At 53.2% G+C, this 19,143-nt stretch carries 13 protein-coding genes and 3 tRNA genes; 11 read left to right on the top strand and 5 right to left on the bottom strand.

The features are described 5' to 3' along the window. Positions 1-3: 3 nt before the first annotated feature. From CX650_RS13110 to CX650_RS13135, 6 genes are all read left to right on the top strand, one after another. Positions 4-80: transfer RNA gene (locus CX650_RS13110), tRNA-Arg, on the top strand. A gap of 8 nt (positions 81-88) precedes the next feature. Beyond that, positions 89-180: transfer RNA gene (locus CX650_RS13115), tRNA-Ser, on the top strand. 46 nt (positions 181-226) lie between these two features. Further along, positions 227-303: transfer RNA gene (locus tag CX650_RS13120), tRNA-Arg, on the top strand. A 690-nt stretch (positions 304-993) separates the two neighbouring features. Beyond that, positions 994-1,260, top strand: coding sequence for an OadG family transporter subunit (locus CX650_RS13125; protein ID WP_101096055.1), 267 nt, complete (start codon positions 994-996; stop codon positions 1,258-1,260). Positions 1,261-1,286: 26 nt separating this feature from the next. Continuing rightward, positions 1,287-3,077 (top strand): sodium-extruding oxaloacetate decarboxylase subunit alpha, encoded by a 1,791-nt coding sequence (gene oadA, locus CX650_RS13130; protein WP_101096056.1) that lies wholly within the window; start codon positions 1,287-1,289, stop codon positions 3,075-3,077. Between the two features lie 9 nt (positions 3,078-3,086). Then, entirely contained in the window at positions 3,087-4,220 is a 1,134-nt protein-coding gene (locus tag CX650_RS13135; protein ID WP_101056581.1) for a sodium ion-translocating decarboxylase subunit beta, read from the top strand. A 183-nt stretch (positions 4,221-4,403) separates the two neighbouring features. Here CX650_RS13135 and CX650_RS20165 read toward each other — a convergent pair whose 3' ends face one another. Beyond that, a complete protein-coding gene (locus tag CX650_RS20165) occupies positions 4,404-4,571 on the bottom strand; it encodes a hypothetical protein (protein ID WP_167388646.1) in 168 nt (55 codons plus the stop codon). A 28-nt stretch (positions 4,572-4,599) separates the two neighbouring features. Further along, a complete protein-coding gene (locus CX650_RS13140) occupies positions 4,600-5,586 on the bottom strand; it encodes a PD-(D/E)XK nuclease superfamily protein (protein ID WP_189484313.1) in 987 nt (328 codons plus the stop codon). 215 nt (positions 5,587-5,801) lie between these two features. Between CX650_RS13140 and CX650_RS13145 the strand changes: the two genes are divergently transcribed. The 5 genes from CX650_RS13145 to CX650_RS13165 all read left to right on the top strand — a co-directional run bounded on the left by CX650_RS13145 (position 5,802) and on the right by CX650_RS13165 (position 12,146). Beyond that, entirely contained in the window at positions 5,802-6,227 is a 426-nt protein-coding gene (locus tag CX650_RS13145; RefSeq protein ID WP_071477249.1) for a YqaA family protein, read from the top strand. A gap of 37 nt (positions 6,228-6,264) precedes the next feature. Next, a complete protein-coding gene (locus tag CX650_RS13150) occupies positions 6,265-9,120 on the top strand; it encodes a M16 family metallopeptidase (protein WP_101096057.1) in 2,856 nt (951 codons plus the stop codon). Between the two features lie 300 nt (positions 9,121-9,420). Next, positions 9,421-10,986: a glutamate--cysteine ligase gene (gshA, locus tag CX650_RS13155; protein WP_101096058.1), complete on the top strand. Its 1,566-nt coding sequence runs from the start codon at positions 9,421-9,423 to the stop codon at positions 10,984-10,986. Continuing rightward, positions 10,983-11,408 carry a hypothetical protein gene (locus tag CX650_RS13160; protein WP_039034387.1) on the top strand — a complete coding sequence of 142 codons (426 nt, stop codon included), beginning with the start codon at positions 10,983-10,985 and terminating at the stop codon, positions 11,406-11,408. The genes gshA and CX650_RS13160 overlap by 4 nt, the downstream gene beginning before the upstream one ends. Positions 11,409-11,552: 144 nt before the next feature. Continuing rightward, positions 11,553-12,146: a transglycosylase SLT domain-containing protein gene (locus CX650_RS13165; RefSeq protein ID WP_039034419.1), complete on the top strand. Its 594-nt coding sequence runs from the start codon at positions 11,553-11,555 to the stop codon at positions 12,144-12,146. A gap of 208 nt (positions 12,147-12,354) precedes the next feature. Here CX650_RS13165 and CX650_RS13170 read toward each other — a convergent pair whose 3' ends face one another. The 3 genes from CX650_RS13170 to CX650_RS13180 all read right to left on the bottom strand — a co-directional run bounded on the left by CX650_RS13170 (position 12,355) and on the right by CX650_RS13180 (position 18,960). Further along, a complete protein-coding gene (locus CX650_RS13170) occupies positions 12,355-14,361 on the bottom strand; it encodes a methyl-accepting chemotaxis protein (protein WP_039034386.1) in 2,007 nt (668 codons plus the stop codon). A 448-nt stretch (positions 14,362-14,809) separates the two neighbouring features. Further along, entirely contained in the window at positions 14,810-17,896 is a 3,087-nt protein-coding gene (locus tag CX650_RS13175) for an efflux RND transporter permease subunit (protein ID WP_101096059.1), read from the bottom strand. Further along, entirely contained in the window at positions 17,893-18,960 is a 1,068-nt protein-coding gene (locus tag CX650_RS13180; protein WP_101096106.1) for an efflux RND transporter periplasmic adaptor subunit, read from the bottom strand. Before CX650_RS13180 ends, CX650_RS13175 begins: the two co-directional genes overlap by 4 nt. Positions 18,961-19,143: the final 183 nt, after the last annotated feature.

The following is a 19,143-nucleotide window of genomic DNA, read 5'->3' on the forward strand; positions in this document are numbered from 1 at the left end:
TAAGCGCATGTAGCTCAGCTGGATAGAGTACCTGGCTACGAACCAGGCGGTCGGAGGTTCGACTCCTTCCATGCGCACCAATTTACGCGGAGAGGTGGCCGAGTGGCCGAAGGCGCTCCCCTGCTAAGGGAGTATGGGCTTTATCTCCCATCGAGGGTTCGAATCCCTCCTTCTCCGCCATTCTTTACTATACTCTGAGAGCCAAGCTTTCTGAGTTCCGGATTAAGCGCATGTAGCTCAGCTGGATAGAGTACCTGGCTACGAACCAGGCGGTCGGAGGTTCGACTCCTTCCATGCGCACCAAATAGCAAAGAAGTAAGACGCCCCGCAATCGCGGGGCGTTTTGCTATCTGACTCTTACCCGTTTGTAATTACTTTCCTGTGGTGTTTTATCCGAAAACTTGCCCGCGGAGATACAGGTTCATTTGCGCCTTGCGATAAAGTCCTCCTCTGGGCCTTACACCTGCTTTGCTTACCATTTCGCTGTTGCTTCAGGCTGCGGCTGCTAACCGGGCTGATTGATTTTTAGGGAATCCATCACGGACAACTTCACCGCGGGAAGCGAACTTACCCGGATAAAATTAACGGCTCCCCATTTATATTCATAATGCCTCTATGTTGAAGCTCACTGGTCTTACAGACATTCTCTATGTCAGCTTTACTTCATATTGATAGTGTCATTGTCTTTTCCTTAAAAACTCAAGATGAATATTTATGAATCATCATCCTCTTTGAAGTTTTATTGATTTATTTTGGTATGACCAATTTACATTGGTAGGGGTTGTTTGTTATAGATTGGTTATCGTTTTTGACCTAAGTCACATAGTCTGGCAGAGGCTGGCCTGCTAGGCTAAAACATCTAATGACAGAAAATCATATTTTTTCGCATATTTATTATTGGTGTTAGCTCCTGGGGGAGTGAGCGTTATCGCCCCAAGCAAATCATAGACAGGAAAAGGCCTGCCAATCTGTTAACAAAATGAGGAAGATATAATGTCGCTTTCTGAGCAACTCTTGGAAGCCGTGGGGATTATGCTGCTTGGTATGGGGCTGGTTTATCTGTTCTTGGGGCTGCTGATTTTGGGGATCAGAGTATCGGCACGCTATTTGGCCCCCAAACCCAATTTGGAACAGAGTCAGTCACAAACTCAGGGCATGGGAGGGGCGCAATTCACAGTCGCGCCCCAGGCCGGTGCGCCCACGCCGCAACAGTTGGCAGCTATTAGCTGTGCCATTCACCAATACCGCAAACAGGCTTAACTGCCGTAATCTGATGGATAAGAAAGATGAGTAAAGCTTTAGCATTAACCGACGTTGTCCTACGGGATGCTCACCAATCATTATTGGCAACCAGAATGCGTATCGACGATATGTTGCCAATCGCCGCCAAGTTGGACAGTGTTGGCTTCTGGTCCCTGGAATCCTGGGGCGGTGCTACCTTCGATGCCTGTATCCGTTATTTGGGTGAGGACCCCTGGGAGCGGATCCGGGCGCTGAAACAGGCCATGCCCAATACCCCGCAGCAGATGTTATTGAGGGGCCAGAATTTGCTGGGTTATCGCCATTACAGTGACGACTTGGTGACCCGGTTTGTCGAGCGCGCCCATGAGAGCGGGGTCGATGTATTCCGGGTGTTCGATGCCATGAATGATGTGCGCAACTTGCAAGCCGCGCTGAAAGCCGTGATTGATGTCGGTGCCCATGCCCAGGGCACAATTTCTTACACCACAAGCCCAGTACATACACTGCAAACCTGGCTGACCATGGCCAAACAGCTGGAAGATATGGGCTGCCATTCACTCTGTATCAAGGATATGGCCGGTTTGCTCAAGCCGATGGAGGCATTTGAGCTAATAAGCCGCTTGAAGTCGGAAACCGATCTCTTGATCACCATGCAGTGCCATGCCACCACAGGGTTATCGACTGCCACTTATCAAAAGGCGATTGAGGCCGGGGTCGATGTGCTGGATACGGCCATCTCTTCCATGAGTCAAACCTATGGTCACAGTGCCACAGAAACTCTGGTAGCCATGGTTGAAGATACCGATAGGGCGACAGGCTATGACTTAGCGCTGCTGGAGGAGATTGCTGCCTATTTCCGTGAAGTCAGAAAAAAATATGCCCGTTTCGAAGGGGCACTAAAGGGCATAGATTCACGCATTCTGCGGGCTCAGGTGCCGGGTGGCATGCTGACCAATATGGAAAACCAGCTCAGAGAGCAGGGCGCCGAGGATAAGCTGGATCTGGTGCTCGAGGAGATCCCAAGAGTGCGGGAAGATCTGGGTTTTATTCCACTTGTGACCCCCACCTCTCAGATTGTCGGTACTCAGGCAGTAATCAATGTGCTGATGGGCGAGCGCTATAAGTCGCTCACCAAGGAGACGGAAGGCGTGCTCAAGGGCGAATATGGCGCCACCCCGGCCAAGGTAAACAGTGAATTGCAACAGCGGGTGTTGCAGGGGGCCGAGCCTGTCAGTTGCCGCCCGGCCGATCTGCTCGTGCCTGAGCTTGAACATCTGCGGGCCGAACTGGCCGAAAAAGCGTTGGCACAAGGCCTGAGCCTTAGTGAAGAGCGCGACGATGATGTGCTGACTTATGCACTGTTCCCGCAAATTGGCCTGCAGTTTATTAAGAACCGTGGCAATCCTGCGGCATTTGAACCTAAGCCAGAGTTGGAAGCTCCTCAGCCACAAGCAACTCAAACCAAGGCTGGTGGTCGTCAGCCGGAGGTTTATACCGTGGATGTACAGGGGCAGCGCTTTGTGGTGCAGGTCAGTGAAGGCGGTGATATCAATCAGATAGCGCCTTTGCCGGTGGCAGAGCTCCAGGCCTCCCCTGTGCAGGCTCCTGCTGTCTCTGGCCCGGAACTGGAGATGAGCGCGCCGCTTTCCGGCAATATCTTTAAGGTACAGGTGGTCGCCGGAGACAGCGTTCGCGCCGGTGATGTCGTTATCATCCTCGAAGCGATGAAGATGGAAACTGAGATCCGGGCTCAGGCCGATGGTGTGGTCAGTCGTATTCTGGTCAAGGAAGGCGATGCCGTCAGCGTTGGTACCAAGCTGTTGGCGCTGGCCTAAGGAGCGATTATGGATGGTTTACTCGCTTTTTGGTCCGCGACGGGAATAGCGCATTTTACCTGGCCACAGGCCTTGATGATGTTGGTTGGCGCCTTGCTGTTGTATCTGGCAATAGTACGCAAGTTTGAGCCATTGTTACTGCTGCCCATCGGCTTCGGCGCCATTTTGGCCAATATCCCCAACGCAGGTTTTACCGAGGAAAATGGGCTGCTCTACTATGTTTATCACGTGGGCATAGATACCGGCATTTTTCCGCTGCTGATCTTTATGGGGGTCGGAGCTATGACAGATTTCGGTGCCCTGATAGCCAACCCCAAGACGCTATTGCTGGGCGCGGCCGCTCAGTTCGGGATCTTCGCCACCCTGATTGGTGCGATAGCCCTGAACCTGGTACCCGGGTTTGAGTTCAGTATGCAGGATGCCGGTGCCATTGCCATTATAGGCGGCGCCGATGGTCCAACGGCCATTTTCCTCGCCTCCAAACTGGCGCCTGATTTGTTAGGCGCCATTGCGGTGGCGGCATACTCCTACATGGCCTTGGTGCCGCTTATTCAGCCTCCCATCATGCGAGCTTTGACCACGGAAGCCGAGCGGCAGATCAAGATGGAACAGCTACGGGAAGTCAGCAAGAAGGAGAAGATTATCTTCCCCCTTATGGTGCTGGGAATGACTATATTGTTTTTGCCGACAGCGACTCCCCTGGTGGGCATGTTCTGTCTCGGAAACCTGATGCGCGAATCCGGAGTGGTGGATAGACTTTCCAACACGGCGCAAAACGAACTTATCAATATCGTCACTATTTTCCTCGGATTGGCGGTGGGTTCCAAGCTCTCGGCCGAGCAGTTTCTTCGGGTCGAAACGCTGGGGATCTTGCTGCTCGGGGCGGTGGCTTTCAGCATTGGCACCGCTGCCGGGGTCTTGATGGCCAAGCTTATGTGTAAACTCAGTGGCGGCAAGGTCAACCCCTTGATTGGTGCCGCCGGGGTCTCGGCTGTTCCCATGGCCGCCAGGGTGGTGAATAAGGTTGGGCTAGAGGCCAATCAGCAAAACTTCCTGTTGATGCACGCCATGGGCCCCAATGTGGCCGGTGTGCTGGGCAGTGCGGTCGCTGCCGGTATTCTGCTGGCGGTATTGGGCAACTGAGTGCTTTAAGCGCTGAATAGCTGAGTGCCATGACGTTAAAAAATAACCGGCGTAGCCAGTGGCCGCGCCGGTTATCGGTTTTAAGGCTTGCTAGCGGGCAATCTGCAACGCGCGGGTTTTGGTGCTCTCTGGGTTAGCTCAAGCAATCATTTCAAAGGCTCATTTCAAGGGCTTATCAAAAGCTCAGGCCGTCAGCCAGATGGCCAGTGACAACAGGGCTATCAAGGTGCCACTGACGCCAATTATCCAAATAAAACCGCGTTTCCCCTGCGCCAGAGGGACTCTATTGAAGTGTAAAAATGCTATCCAGAATAGGGACAGGATAATAGGCAGAAACAAAAGACGGGCCATGATTGCTCACTATTCAAAGAGATATGGCTTAATCATAGACTGGGATGCTTACGGAGTACCAGTCAGATGCTTTAATATTGCTCGCTGCAATGCCTTTATCCGCCAGCACCTGAATTAACATCTGCCTCAGTTTCTTGGCTTGGGCAATGGATTGCTGCACTTGTGGTTGGACATCTTCGAATTTGTCTTTAAAAGGGTCAATGGGCGGCGTAGGCAGTTCCATCACGACAGACTTGCCGGAGCGTTTGATCATGAGTCCTGTGCTTGCATATGCACCGAAGGCTTGTGTGAGCATATCAAGCTGCTCGGCTGCTCCCAGAAACATGATTTTGACCAGGCTTCCTGCCAATTGATGAACGATGCGGATTTGCTTATTGGGCAGTAGCGGGTAGAAATGCAGCCAGGAATGTCCGGCGGCGCGGTTTTTGGGGGGTTCCGGGTTCAACTCCGGGTGATGTCTTTTCGCAAACTCAAGATAACTCCTGGCAAATTCTGTGACTTCGGGGCTAATGCTGGGCAGGTATCCGCGTCTTTGCTTGCTGATGCTCTCGGCCATAAGCCGTGCCCGGTACCATGCCCCTTGGGCGACAAAGTACGCCATGAGTTCCTCATAGGCGATGGTTTTATCATAGGGCTCATTGTTGGATGCCAGGTATTTTTGCGGAGCCAACAGACAGGTGCGAAAATCGACCCAATAGCCCTGTTCTATCCCATGCTCGCCACGGTAGCGATACCTTAACCCTTGTTGCTGTTGTGGCGTTGCATCTATCTTGTTTTCGATAAGAATGGCTTGATGGGAGCCGTCATTGGACTTGAAAATCACCACGAGATCCGACTCGCCGTATTGGTTGTGAATGACAGAATGCCAGGCGCCGACAAACTCTACGATGTGGTGGAATTCATATACCCGGGAAACCAACCAATTGCAGAAGGCCATTGAAGTGTGGCACTCCTCCAGCAACATCAAATCAATATCCCGCTCCTGAACAGATTGAATAAAGTTCAGCTCCTGCATTTATGACTCCTTTCCTTGTCTATCTTAGGGCTGGTTTTAACCCCTGGTTTTGTGGCTTTCTATCGCGATTGTATGATTTAAACTCTTGAGACTCAGCTGGGCAAGGGCGCCATTTTCTTATATCTTTCAGCACTAAAAAATCAGTATTTATCCATTTATCTTTAAAGTCCGCCTGGCCGGGCCTTTGATTCAAGCAGTATGCAGGAAGGTATCATATGTGGGAACTCTGGCTGATGTTCAGCGGCGCTTTTTTGGCGGCGACATTGCTGCCTGGAGGCTCGGAAGTCTTGTTGCTGGCTTTGCTGGACAAACAGCCGGAGATGGCATGGTCGCTGCTGCTTAGCGCCACTATAGGCAACACCTTGGGGGCCTTGAGCAGCTATCTACTTGGGCTCTTGGGGCGCAAGGCGGTCACGCCCGAGCAACTCGACAGCGGTCGCCACAAGCAGGCGCTGGCGTTGCTGAAGCGCTACGGCTATTGGGCCTTGTTACTTTCCTGGGTGCCGCTGATTGGCGATATTCTGTGCCTTTTAGCAGGTTGGATGAAACTTCCTCTTACAAAATCCACTCTGATGATTTTGACAGGCAAGGGCCTGCGCTATTTGATAATTGTGTTGTTGGCTTTAGAGTGGCTGCAATGAGTTTTTGAGTTTGGTTTCCGGTTGAAGGAGTAACATTTTGAAGAAATGGTTATTGGCGGCGGCGATTTCGGCCGCATTGGCGGGTTGCTCAGTGCAAACCGACACAGGATTGGCTGAGGTTTCCTCGGTACAACTGCCGGCAGGAGTGACTCTCATCGAGTCGGTCACCCCCAAGGCCGGTGAAGTCGGTATCCCTTACAGCAAGTATCGCTTGGCCAACGGCCTAACCGTGATACTGCATCAGGACAATTCTGATCCTCTGGTGCATGTGGATGTGACCTATCATGTGGGCTCGGCCAGAGAGCAGGCGGGGCGCAGTGGTTTTGCTCATCTGTTTGAACATATGATGTTCCAGGGCTCTGAAAATGTGGCCGATGAACAGCATTTCAAGATAGTCACCGAAGCCGGCGGCACCTTGAACGGCACCACCAACACAGACCGCACCAACTATTTTGAAACTGTTCCCAGTAATCAATTGGAAAAAATGCTTTGGCTGGAGTCGGATCGCATGGGCTACCTGCTTCCGGCCCTGACCGACAAGAAATTTGAAGTGCAGCGGGAAACCGTGAAAAACGAACGGGCCCAGCGCATCGATAACCGTCCTTATGGGCGGATGAATGAACGCTTCAATCAGGCGTTTTATCCCGCAGGTCATCCCTATTCCTGGCCTGTTATCGGTTGGCCGGAGGATCTCGACCGCGCCACGCCTGACGATGTAAGACACTTTTTCCAGCGCTGGTATGGCCCCAACAATGCCACTCTGACCATAGGCGGCGATATAGATACCGCGCAAACACTGGCCTGGGTCAGCAAGTACTTTGGCGATATTCCCAAAGGGCCTGAAGTAGCAGACGAGGCCAAGCCTTTGGTAACGCTGGACAAGAGCCGCTATATCTCGATGGAAGATAAGGTCCATCTGCCACTCATCCGCATGGCCTTCCCAACCGTTTATGCCCGTCACCAGGATGAGGCTGCGCTGGATCTGCTGGCCAATATTCTCGGAGGCGGCAAGACCTCGCTGGTTTACAAGAATCTGGTGAAAGATGGTTATGCGGTGCAGGCCGGGGTCAGTCATCCTTGCCAGGAGCTTGCCTGTCAAATGTCCATCTACGCCTTGGCCAATCCGGCCAAGGGCGGAGCACTGGCGCCGATAGAGGACAAGATCCGCGAATCGATTGCCGAATTTGAACAGCGGGGCGTCACAGATGAAGATCTGCAGAAGGTCAAGGTGCAGTTCCGCGCCGACAGTATCTTCTCGCTGCAGAGTGTGTCGGGCAAGGTGTCCAACCTGGCCTATAACCAGACATTCGCCGGTGATCCCAATCAGATAGCCAAAGATTTGGCCCGCTATGATGCTGTGACCAAAGAAGATGTGATGCGGGTATTCAAGCGCTACATCAAGGATAAGCCCAGCGTGGTGATGAGCGTTGTGCCCATGGGCGCCAAGGCGCTGGTGGCCAAGGCCGATAACTTTACCCCGCCTGAGCCAAGGGTTGCCGCCGAAGCCGTTGCCGGGTTGCAGCAGGCCGTAAGTGCCAACAGCAGTTTCGATCGCAGTAAGATCCCCGCTGCCGGCAAGGCGCCCTCCATGCAGGTGCCCAAGCTTTGGTCTGCCCAGCTGAACAACGGTATCAGTGTCATGGGCACCGAAAGCCATGAAACGCCTACTACCGAGCTGGTTATCTATCTCAACGGCGGTCACAGACTGGTGCCGGTGGAAAAGGCCGGGCTCGCCGGTTTGACCGCGGCCATGCTTAATGAGTCCAGCGCCAAACGCAGCAGTGAAGAACTGGCCCAGGCGCTGGAGCTGCTGGGATCTTCCGTGATGTTTGACAGTAGCGGCTATCAAAGCAGCATCCGGATCTCGGCTTTGACCGAAAACCTGGATAAGACCCTGGCAATAGTCGAAGAAAGGCTGTTTGAGCCAGGCTTCAAGGAAGCCGATTTCGAGCGGGTAAAACAGCAACAGTTGCAGAGCCTGCAACATCTGGCATCGGATCCCAACTATCTGGCCGAAGAGGGATTCAGCAAGTTGCTGTTTGGCAGCCAGACCAGTCTCGGTGTCAATGATAACGGCACGCTTGAGAGTGTCAGCCAGCTGACGCTCGATGATATCAAGGCTTTCTATAAGGAGCAGTATCGCGCCGGTAACGCTCAACTGGTGGCGGTAACCGACCTGCCACGCGAGCAGTTAATCGGCAAGCTCAAGGGATTAGAGTCCTGGGGCGGTCAGGCGGTGTCTTTGCCGGCCTTGAGTGAGCTGCCCGAGGGCAAACCCGGAGTGGTATTCCTTATCGATAAGCCGGGAGCGGCCCAGTCGGTTATCAGCATAGGCAAGCGTGCCCTGCCTTACGATGCCACGGGCGACTTCTTCAAGGCTTACTTGATGAACTATCCTTTAGGCGGCGCCTTCAACAGCCGTATCAACCTTAACCTCAGGGAAGACAAGGGCTACACCTATGGTGCCCGCAGCTTCTTCAGTGGTGGGATTGAGCAGGGCTACTTCAAAGCGGGTGCCAGCGTTCGCAGTGATGTCACCGACAAGGCGCTGGCCGAGTTTATCAAGGAGCTCAAGGCTTATCATGATAAGGGGATGACGACACAAGAGCTTAACTTTATGCGGGCCTCCATCTCTCAGGGTAAGGCTTTGGATTATGAAACGCCTTATCAAAAGGCCGGTTTTATCCGCATGATCCAGAAGTACGGTCTGAGCGATGATTTTACCGCCCGTCAGGATGAGATTATCAATGATGCCACGCTGGGCAGCCTCAATGAATTGGCTAAAGAATGGTTGGATCCTGCCAGCATGCAGATATTGGTGGTCGGGGATAAAAATCTTATTGAGCCCGGGATTAAGGCAATGGGTTATTCAGTGATCAATCTGCCCTTGTAAAACGGCCACTTTGACCCCATATTGATCTTAACCGCAGCGGGTTACGACTCGCTTGCCACTACGCAAGGCGGTGATGCTTGAAAGGGCATCACCGCCTGTGTCTTTTAAATTACACTTGCCTGAAAGGCCGCTTAGGCTTTATTTTTGGGCAACCGTCACACAGAGCAGTCCTGTGCCTTTTGGTGCTGAATACCAAAAGATGAAAGCGGAGCAGGTATGCCCGGGTCTATTGGCCAGATAAAGGCTTAGGCCGCCCAAGCAGAGAACAAGAATTTGAAGTCATTTACCGAATCTGTCGCAATGCTCAAAGGAGCCGAAGGTCGCGCCGCACTTAAGGATATGCGCCGTGGGATTGAGCGAGAAGCCTTGAGAATTGATGCCAGCGGGCACCTGGCTATGGATGGTCACCCCAAAACTCTGGGCTCGGCCCTGACTCACTCGCGGATCACAACCGATTACAGTGAGGCGTTGCTCGAGTTCATTACGCCGGTCACCCACAGCATAGATGAGCTGCTCACCGGCCTCACCGAAACCCATGCTTTTACTCTCAATCAGCTTAAGGGACAACAGCTTTGGCCCGTGAGCATGCCTTGCTATGTGGGCGACGAGAAGGATATTCCCATTGCCCAATATGGCAGTTCCAATGCTGGGCGGATGAAGACCCTCTATCGCAAGGGGCTGACCTACAGATACGGCGCCTTGATGCAGATCATCTCAGGGGTGCACTTTAACTTCTCGGTTTCTGATGAGCTTTGGGATCTGCTCTATGCCCAGAGTGATAAGTCGGTTTCCCGTTGTGATTTTATCTCGGAACGTTACTTCGGCCTTATCCGCAACTATCGTCGTTTGGTGTGGGTGCTGCCTTATCTGTTTGGTGCTTCGCCGGCGTTGTGCCACTCTTTCATCAAAGAGCAGCAGACAGAGCTGGATTTTGAAAAAATGGGCCTTGGCACCCTGTATCTACCCTGGGCCACCTCACTGAGAATGAGTGATTTGGGTTACACCAACAAGGAACAGGAGCGGCTCAGTATTAGCTATAACTCGCTGGCGGATTACCTTCAGGGGATCCGTGCCGCTATCAAGATGCCTTCGGACAACTTTGCCAACATAGGGGTGAAAGTCGACGGCGAATATCGCCAGCTCAACGCCAATGTGTTGCAGATAGAAAATGAGTTCTATGCCCCCATTCGCGCCAAGCGGGTGACCCGTAGCGGTGAAAAACCCTCCGAGGCGTTGGCAAGAGCCGGGGTGGAATATATCGAAGTGCGGGCGCTGGATGTAAACCCCTTCAGTGCTATCGGTATTGAAGCCTCTCAGGTGCGTTTTCTGGATCTGTTCCTGCTCTACTGTTTGTTGAGTCCTTCGGCGACCACAGACGCCGCCGGTGAGCAAGAGATAGGCGCCAATCTTAAGGCCGTGGTGCTGGAAGGGCGTAAACCTGGTTTGATGCTGAATCAAAATGGCGTGCCTGTGGCGCGCGAGCAGTGGATGCTAGCTCTGTTTGCCGAGTTGCAGCAATTGGCCGAGCTGCTCGATGGAAAAGATGACGACCAATATCAGCAGGCGCTGGCCAAGTGGCATCAAGCCGTTATCGACCCGAATGAAACCCTGTCTGGGCAGGTGATGAAGACCCTGGCGGAAAAGGGGCTGGATCACGGCGCCTGGGTGATGGCATTGGCAAAAGAATATCAGCAGCAGCTGCTGAATTATCCGCTGAGTGCCGCGGCGCTGGCTTCTTTTGAAGCTGAAGCCCAGGCCTCAATCGAGAGTCAGTTGCAGTTGGAAGCCGCAGAAGGTTTGAGTTTTGATGATTTTCTGGTTCAGTATTTTGCCGATGAACCAGCCAAGGAAGCAGTCAGTCAGTGAAGTCTTTGTTGTTAATCTCGGCCGCAGCAGTGTTGCTGTCGGCCTGCGCCAGTGCTCCTGAGCCCGGGCGCGAATGTGGTACGGTTTCAGGTTATCTGGAGCCGGATCGGGAGCAGCAGTTTTATCGCCTGGTGGTCACCCATCTTGATGGCCAACCTGTGATCTCTAAACCCAACTATCAGTTACCACCGGGTGAACACAGTTTTACCGTCTCTGAGCTGATAGATTCACCTGAGCTCAAGGTACGGCTGTCGGCCCGCACACCCAAGGAACTTAAGTTGCAGGTGGAAGCCGGGCAACGTTATCACCTGGCGGCCAAGTTCAATACCGACAGGCGCTATACCGGCAAAGATACCGACTACTGGGAGCCTGTGGTTTGGCAACAGGAAGTTCATGAATGTGAACTGCCTAAGACACAATAAAGCTCACTTTTTCAGAGGCTCAGGTTGCATTTGATGTTTGACTCGGGCGACACTTGAGCTCAAGTTCAAGCAAAGGCCTGGCCTTTGAAAGCCGTGAGATTTCTCGTGAAGCAACAGTTGTTATCCAAATTTGCCCCGGCGCTTATGATTGCCGCTTCCCTGTTTTTGGGCGGCTGCGCCACTTCGCCTCCCAAAGATCCCGATAATATCTGCGCCATCTTCAAAGAGCACAGATCTTGGTACAACGCCGCCAAGGATGCCCGCGAAAAGTGGGGCGTTCCCGTGCATGTGCCCTTGGCTATGATGTATCAGGAGAGCTCCTTCAAGCATAATGCGGCGCCACCTATGGAATATTTCTTGTGGATCATTCCCATCGGGCGCGCCAGTGACGCTTATGGTTATGCCCAGGCCAAGACCATGACCTGGGACGATTATGTGCGTGAGACCGGCAACAGCTGGGCCAGTCGCAGCGATTTTGATGATGCAATGGATTTTATGGGCTGGTTTATCTACAAGAGCCATAAGATCAATGGCGTGTCCAAGTGGGACGCCCGTAACCAGTATCTCAATTATCACGAAGGCTGGGGCGGCTACAAACGTGGCAGTTACCGCAGCAAGGCCTGGCTGGTGCGGGTGGCCGATAAGGTGGACAATCGCTCCCGTCGTTATGCTGCCCAGTACAATCAATGCAAGGAAGATTTGGACGCCTCTTGGCTTTGGCGTTTGTTCTTCGGTTAACGCCCTGAGAATACGAGTCGATAATTATTGGATAATCATTGCAAAGGATTGACCGCTTATCTGGGTTACTGCAACTGAAGTTGCAGTAACCCTTGCTATAACACAAGAGAACCCAGCTTAGCTGGGTTCTCTATTTGGGCGGCTTATGGCATCAAGTGTTTTCCATGTCATTTCTCAGCCTTTACTTTTGCCGAGACTTCCTCATTTCTCAGACTTTGAAGACACTTATCTGTTTTTTCAGTGCGGCGGCCAACTCTGTCAGCTCTTTGGCTGAGGTGACTGTTTCTGTGGCACGGATATCGCCTTCACGGGCCAGATCGGTTATCTGATGCAGGTTGCGGGTCACTTCCTCGGCTACAGCGCTTTGTTGTTCGGTAGCGCTGGCAATACTGCTGACAGATACGGCCAGATCGGCAATTCGCTGGGCAATGGCAGTTAACTGATTGTTGGCTTCCTCTCCCTGCTCGGCGGAGCGATTACCCAACTGATGGCTCTGATCCATGCGCATAGCCGTATCTTTGACCTTGGCTTGCAGCGAAGTGATGGTCTGACCGATTTCCGAAATCGACGCCTGGGTGCGGCTTGCAAGGGTGCGCACCTCATCGGCCACCACAGCAAAACCGCGTCCTTGTTCACCGGCTCGGGCGGCTTCGATGGCGGCATTCAGTGCCAGCAGGTTGGTTTGTTCGGCGATACCATTGATAACTTCTGTAATGGTGTTAATAGCTTCACTTTCTTTGGCGACACCTTCGACCGCAATATGGCTTTCACTCAGTTGTATGCTGAGAGTTTCCAGTCCCTGTACTACCTGAGTCAGTTGCTGGTGACCTGCGCGGGAGGCTTCGTCCACCTGTTGGCTCTGGTTGGCGCTTTCTCCGGCGTGATTGGCGACATCGCGTATCGAGGTGGACATCTCCTCGATAGCGGTTGCGATTTGATCGGTTTGAGCCATCAGAGCCTGGGCTTCATCGCCGTTGAGACGGGCGACTTCCTGGGCTTGTTCTGCCTGGTATTCCAACGTCTGTACCGAGCCTTGCAGCGCCTGAAGCAGTTGCTTGAGCCCCATGGTCATTTCGGTGACGCTGTTGCTTATCCGCACCACTTCGTTTTCGCTGCGGCTGTCGAGTTTTGGCAGTGCTTGGCTGAAATCGCCTTTGCCCAGGTTTTCCATATGACGTTGCAGAGTTTGTAACGGCCTGACGGTGCGTACCAGTACAACAGAGAGCAAAATAGTGATAACCAAAATGCCAACCACGGCGACCATGGCATTGATTAGCAGCAGAGTTTGGCTCTCTTCATTCAGCTCGGCGGCCTTAACCTGACCAATAAGCTCCCAGTTCCAGCCGGGGATAGTGGCACTGTAGGCAATCATCTCCACACCTTTGCCATTGAGGTAGCTTTTAACTCCCTCACTGTTCATTAGTTCATCAAGTGGCATGCCGTCCAGATCGGCCTCTGTGATGGTTTGACCCTGAGGTAAACTTGGATGAGCCACTACCACTTTGTCGGCGCGGCGCAGCAGCAGATAGGTGCCACTTTCCTCCAGGCGAAGCTGTTTGACCGATTGCTGCAGCTGAACCAGGGAATCGCTAATGTCGAAACCTATGTAGAGAATACCTATCACCGAGCCCTGAACGTCTTTGACCGGACGGTAAACTGTCATATAGTCGCGGCCGAACAGCTTGGCATAGCCCTCATAGTCCTGACCCTGAATAAGTTTTTGATAGCCAGGGTGTTTTGTGCCTAGATATGTCCCCAGCGCGCGGCTGCCATCGGCCTTTTTCAGCGAGGTTGCTATACGAAGGAAGTCATCGCCGTCACGAACGAATACAGTGGCATTACCGCCGGTGAGGTTGGCATATCGGTCAACTTTACTGCGGGAAGAGTTGAGCTGTTCCTTTTCATGCATCAATGCAGGGGTATCCATTCCAAGAACTCTAACCGTCTTGTTTTCCGGTTTATGGAATTGGCCCGGATACATGGCCCTGAATACATCGGCATTGCGATGAGCCAGGGATAGCAAGCTCTCGTATTGCAATGCCAGCAGATCATCGACCCCATGAACCTGTTGCTCCATGGCGGTTATCGCTTTCTCTTTCAGGGTAGATGAGGCTGTCAGGTAGGAGATGCTACTCAGAACGCCAAACACCAAAATTGTCAGCACAAAAGCCAGTGTGCCGATCTGTTTGGCGATAGGCCAGTTGCGGTAATTCATTATCGTTATTCCTGTTTGACCGGTTTGTTGAACTTTATCTCATTCAGGTTAAACAAGTTTTGACCTGAATCTAACTATGGACCCGACCTTTTATTTTAGAAGATGCTTTATTATAGCGGTGTCGCAAGGATAACTTTTTGTTTTTTATATTATATTCGAAAAATGTGTTACATGACGCTTGCAACTTTGTTTGCGCTGTTGGTTAAACCATAAAGTGGGTAAATCAGATGATGGAAAATAAGTGGTTATAACCATATGATTAATAAGAGAAGATTGGCAATAAAGATGAATATTGCTCATGGGGCAACATACATTCCTGTCCGCAGAGACTTGGGAGAGGCTCGAACAAAGCGCTGCAAAGCAGTTTGAGGCGCAAGCGGGTTGATACTAGGGCGATACGCGCAACATCAATAGCGACGACGATCTGGCCCGCGCTTGTCTTTTGGGGTCAATATTTATTTTTCAGCGGCAAGTTGCGAGAACACTCGGGCTGTGGCTTCAACCACAGGGAGTAGACCACAGGTACCCAAACCAGAGACAAGAGGGTGGTCAGCGCCGTGCCCCCGGCAATGGCGATGGCAAAGGGCGGCCAAAAACCACCGCCGGCCAGGATCAGCGGCAGAAAGCCGCCCACTGTGGTGATTGTGGTCGAAGCGATATGGCGGCTGCAGCGCATGACCCCGGCAAGAATCACGTCTGTGTTGCCCTGGCGCGCCGTAGGCTCGGACTCGAGCTCCGCCAGGATCACTATGGCGGCATTGATAGCCAGGCCCATCAAGCCCAGCAGACCTATTATCACCGTAAAGCCAAAGGGATAACCCAGAGCCCAGACCGCCAACAATCCGAGCCCCGCCGATTGCAGGGCGCTGAGCAGAATGATCCCTGTGAGTCTGAAAGAGTTAAAGGAGAGCACCAATACGCTCAGCAATAAGGTGATTACCAAGACGATATTGGAGAGTAGATTACCCACGGCTTCATCGCGTTTGGCACTCTCACCGCCTATCTCTATCCGGTAGGAGGCGGGCAGATTGAGCTTGGCAAGCTTGGGTTTAATCCGCTCCAGTACTTTTTGCGGCAACACTCCTGAGGCGATATAGGCTTCGAGTATATTAACCCGCTGGCCATTATAGTGAGGAATGGCGCCGCGGCTGGCATTGATATGACTTTGGCTTACGGCCGAAAGCGGAATCGATTTGCCATTGGGCGCCAGCAAGCTTATTTGCGACAGTTTGGATTGCTGTTCGCCGACACCGGCGCCGAGCTTGACTCTCACCGGCAGCGATTCAGTTTGCTCCAGCAAACTGCCACCTGTGATGCCTGTGGTGGACATATGGATTTGCGAAGCGATTTCTCCCAGACTCAGGCCAGCCATCAGGCTGGCATCTTCATCAAGTTGCAGCCACACCTTGGGAGCCCCTGGGCTCAGGGTTGCCCGGGTGTGGATTACATCCCGGGTCTCGGCCAGTAGTCGCCGCACCTCATCTCCAAGCTCGGCCAGGCTGTCGAGGTTGGGGCCATAGAGCCTTAGCTCCACAGGGGCGTTGAAGGGCGGGCCCTGTTCCAGTTTACGCACCAGGATCTGCGCATCCGGATAGTCTCTATCCAGTTGCTGTTGCAACTCGGGGATTAAGCGATTGGCGGTGCGAAAGTCGCGGGTTGTTATCATCGCCTGGGCGTATTGGCTGGCGCCCTGCTGTTTTTGCGTCAGGTTGTAGTAAAACGAGGGCACGTTCCCGCCTATGATCCAGTTGACGCTTTCTATGCCGTCAGTACTGCGTAGCTCTCTATCGAGCTGTTTGACTCTTTGCTCTGTCCTCGCCAGGCTGGCATGGGGCGAAAGATAGAGCTCCAGCTGGAACATGTTTCTATCCGAAGGCGGGAAAAACTGCTCTGTCATCTGCCCGGAGGCCACAAAGCCTGTCAGCGGCAAGATACCGATCAGCAGCGCAGCAGTTTTCGGATAGTTGAGTGCCAGTTGCAAGCTATGACGGTAGGCACCGGCCAGCCTTGGCAAGTTCACTCCGTGGTGATACCAGCGATTGTTGTCCCTGGCGCGGCTGAAACGCCCGGCGAGACCGGCTATCAGGGTGTGGGAGATGAGGTAAGAGCCGAGCAGGGCAAAGATCACTGAAATGGCGATACCACTGACAAACTCGCCGGCGGCGCCAGGCATCAGCACTATCGGCGCGAATGCCAGCATGGTGGTGATGGTGGAACCGGCAAGCGGCAGCCACAGGTGCCTGATGGTGGTGTTGACCGCCTGCAGCTTACTCATACCCTCGCGGCGGCGCTGGGCAATGGCATCGACAATCACAATGGCGTTATCCACCATGATCCCCAGTGCCACCACCAAGCCGGTGACCGACATCTGATGAATGGGCAGGCCGGTAAACTTCATGCAGGCCAGGGTAAATAGTGCCGTCAGTGGCAGTGACAAGGCGACGATAAGCGCATTGCGCATGCCGACAGTCACCAGCAGCACCAAAAGAATGAGCACAAACCCCTGCAGCAGATTGAACAGCAGTTCCTGCAGGCGCTCGTTGGTGTAGCCTTCCTGTTCAAATAGCCATTGCATGCGGATATTGGCGGGAAAACTTTGTTCCAACTCGGCTGTGATCCGGCGCACTTGTTCACTCCAGATATCCACCCGGGTGTTGTTGAGCATGCGGGCGGCCACCATAATACCGGGCTCACCGTTAAGCAGCGCCAGATTATCCCACGGATCTTTGGGCTGGCGGTTGATTGTTGCGATATCGCCAAGGCGGATCAGTTGCCCGAAACGGTCGGTCTTCAGCGGCACCTGACGGATTCGCTCCAGCGAATCCAGCTCGCCGGAAACCTCCACCAATGCCCGGAAGCTCTGATTGTTGATTTCACCGGCCGACACCTTGGTATCGGCGCGATTGAGAATGTCGGCAACGGCTCCCGGTGTCAGCCCGAGCCGATTGATACGTTCGCCATCCAGCGTGACCAGAATTTCCTCCGTCGGCGCGCCATAGAGTTTGACAAAGTCTGTGCCGCTCAAGAGCCGCAGTTTGCTTTGCAACTCTTTGGCGTAACGGCTGAGAATGTCGGGGCGCGCTTCACCGCCGCCGTGCCATCCCAGGCCTATGATGGCGGTATAGGCGTAACCCAGTTGATCGTCGAGTACCGGTGGATTGACACTTGCCGGCAAGCGGTTGCTGCTGTCGGCCAGCAGATCTCTGGCTCTGGACCAGACCGGCTCGGTTGCTGTGACGGTATCTTTGAGCTCGAGTTGAATCACCGAGACCCCGGGTCTTGAGGTGGACTGGACAAGCTTGAGTTCTTCCAGTCGTCTCAGCTCATTTTCCAGTACTTCAGTCACCAGTGCCTCGACCCGTTCGGCCGAAGCTCCTGGATAGCTGGTGATCACAGAGGCAAAGCGGTTGGTGATATGGGGATCTTCGGTGCGTGGCAGGCTGGATATGGCGCCGAGCCCGGCAACCAGCAACAGGGCTATCAATAGGCTGGCGAGGCGGCCATTCTCGACAAAAGCCTTAATAAGAGGGTTCATTGTCCACCTCTTGCTGCTGATGCGGCGCTTGGCGCGACTCTTTGCCCGGCAACCAGCTTATGCAGGCCCGTGGTGACAAACTGCTCTCCCGGGCTGATGGCGCCGCTGATAAAGGCGTTGTCGCTTTCGGTATAGAGAATTTCCACATCACGGCGCTGCAGTTTAAACCCATCGGTATCTTGTTTGAGCACATACAGATTCCACAGACCGCGAATACCGTCGGTGAGCGCCGACACCGGGACCCAGTAGCCTTCACGGAGAACTTCACGGCGGTACTGCAAATAAGCCAGTTCGCCATTGATAGGTGTGGTTTCAGAGGCAGAGTCGATACTAAACCTGAGTTGTACTGTGCGGGTGACGGGATTTATTTGGCCGCTGATCCCTTTTAACTTGGCCTGGTAATAGTGTTCGGCGACTCTGAGCTTGAGAATTACACCAGGTTGCAACTGCTCGGCAATATTCAGCGGCACCCCTATCAGTGCTTGCAAATTGTTGCTTTGCACCAAGGTAAAGACCGGGCTGCCCAGGGCAATGACTTCACCGAGATTATGCTCTCTGGCGGCTATCACCCCGGCGAAGGGGGCGATGAGAAGCGATTTTTGCCGTTTAAGTTCATTGGCTTTCAGTGAGGCTCCCAGCCTGGCGTGCCCGGCTTCCAAGCTGGCCAGTTTGCCTTTGAGTTCATCGAGCTGCTGCTCGGAAAGATATTGTTTGGCTCTGAGTTCCAGTGAGCGTTTCAACGTTGCCTGGGCCAGTTTGATATCGGCATTATTCTGATCCAGTGCCGCCTGTAATTCGGTCTGTTCGGCTTCCAGCAAGCTGGTATCCAGCCGTGCCAGCAATTGTCCTCGCTCGACTCTATCGCCGGTATCTACCAGGAGTTTTTGCAGTTTTCCTGGGAGCTCGAAACCTATGCCTGTGGTATTGCCGGCGCGCACGCTGCCACTGAATTGCTGCAGCTTGGTGTAACTTGGCTTGAGTACAAGAGCGGCACTGCTGACCACTGCGGGCTTGGTTTCACTTTGCTCAACGGGCTGTGGGTGGCAGGCTGACAGGCATAACATCAAGGTAAGGGCTGCCAACAGCGCGCTGCGGCCCGAACCTTGGGGCTGGGTAAATTTGATTTTCGGCCCCGAAGCATTTGGTTTTTTAACTTCCTTGATGCGCTGTTGCAATGACGTCTCCCTGTGCTGATTACCGCTTGTTAGCAATAAGTTAAATTGGACTTGCTAGTCTAAATTGGCTGA

Source organism: Shewanella indica, from assembly GCF_002836975.1.
Taxonomy (GTDB): domain Bacteria; phylum Pseudomonadota; class Gammaproteobacteria; order Enterobacterales; family Shewanellaceae; genus Shewanella; species Shewanella indica.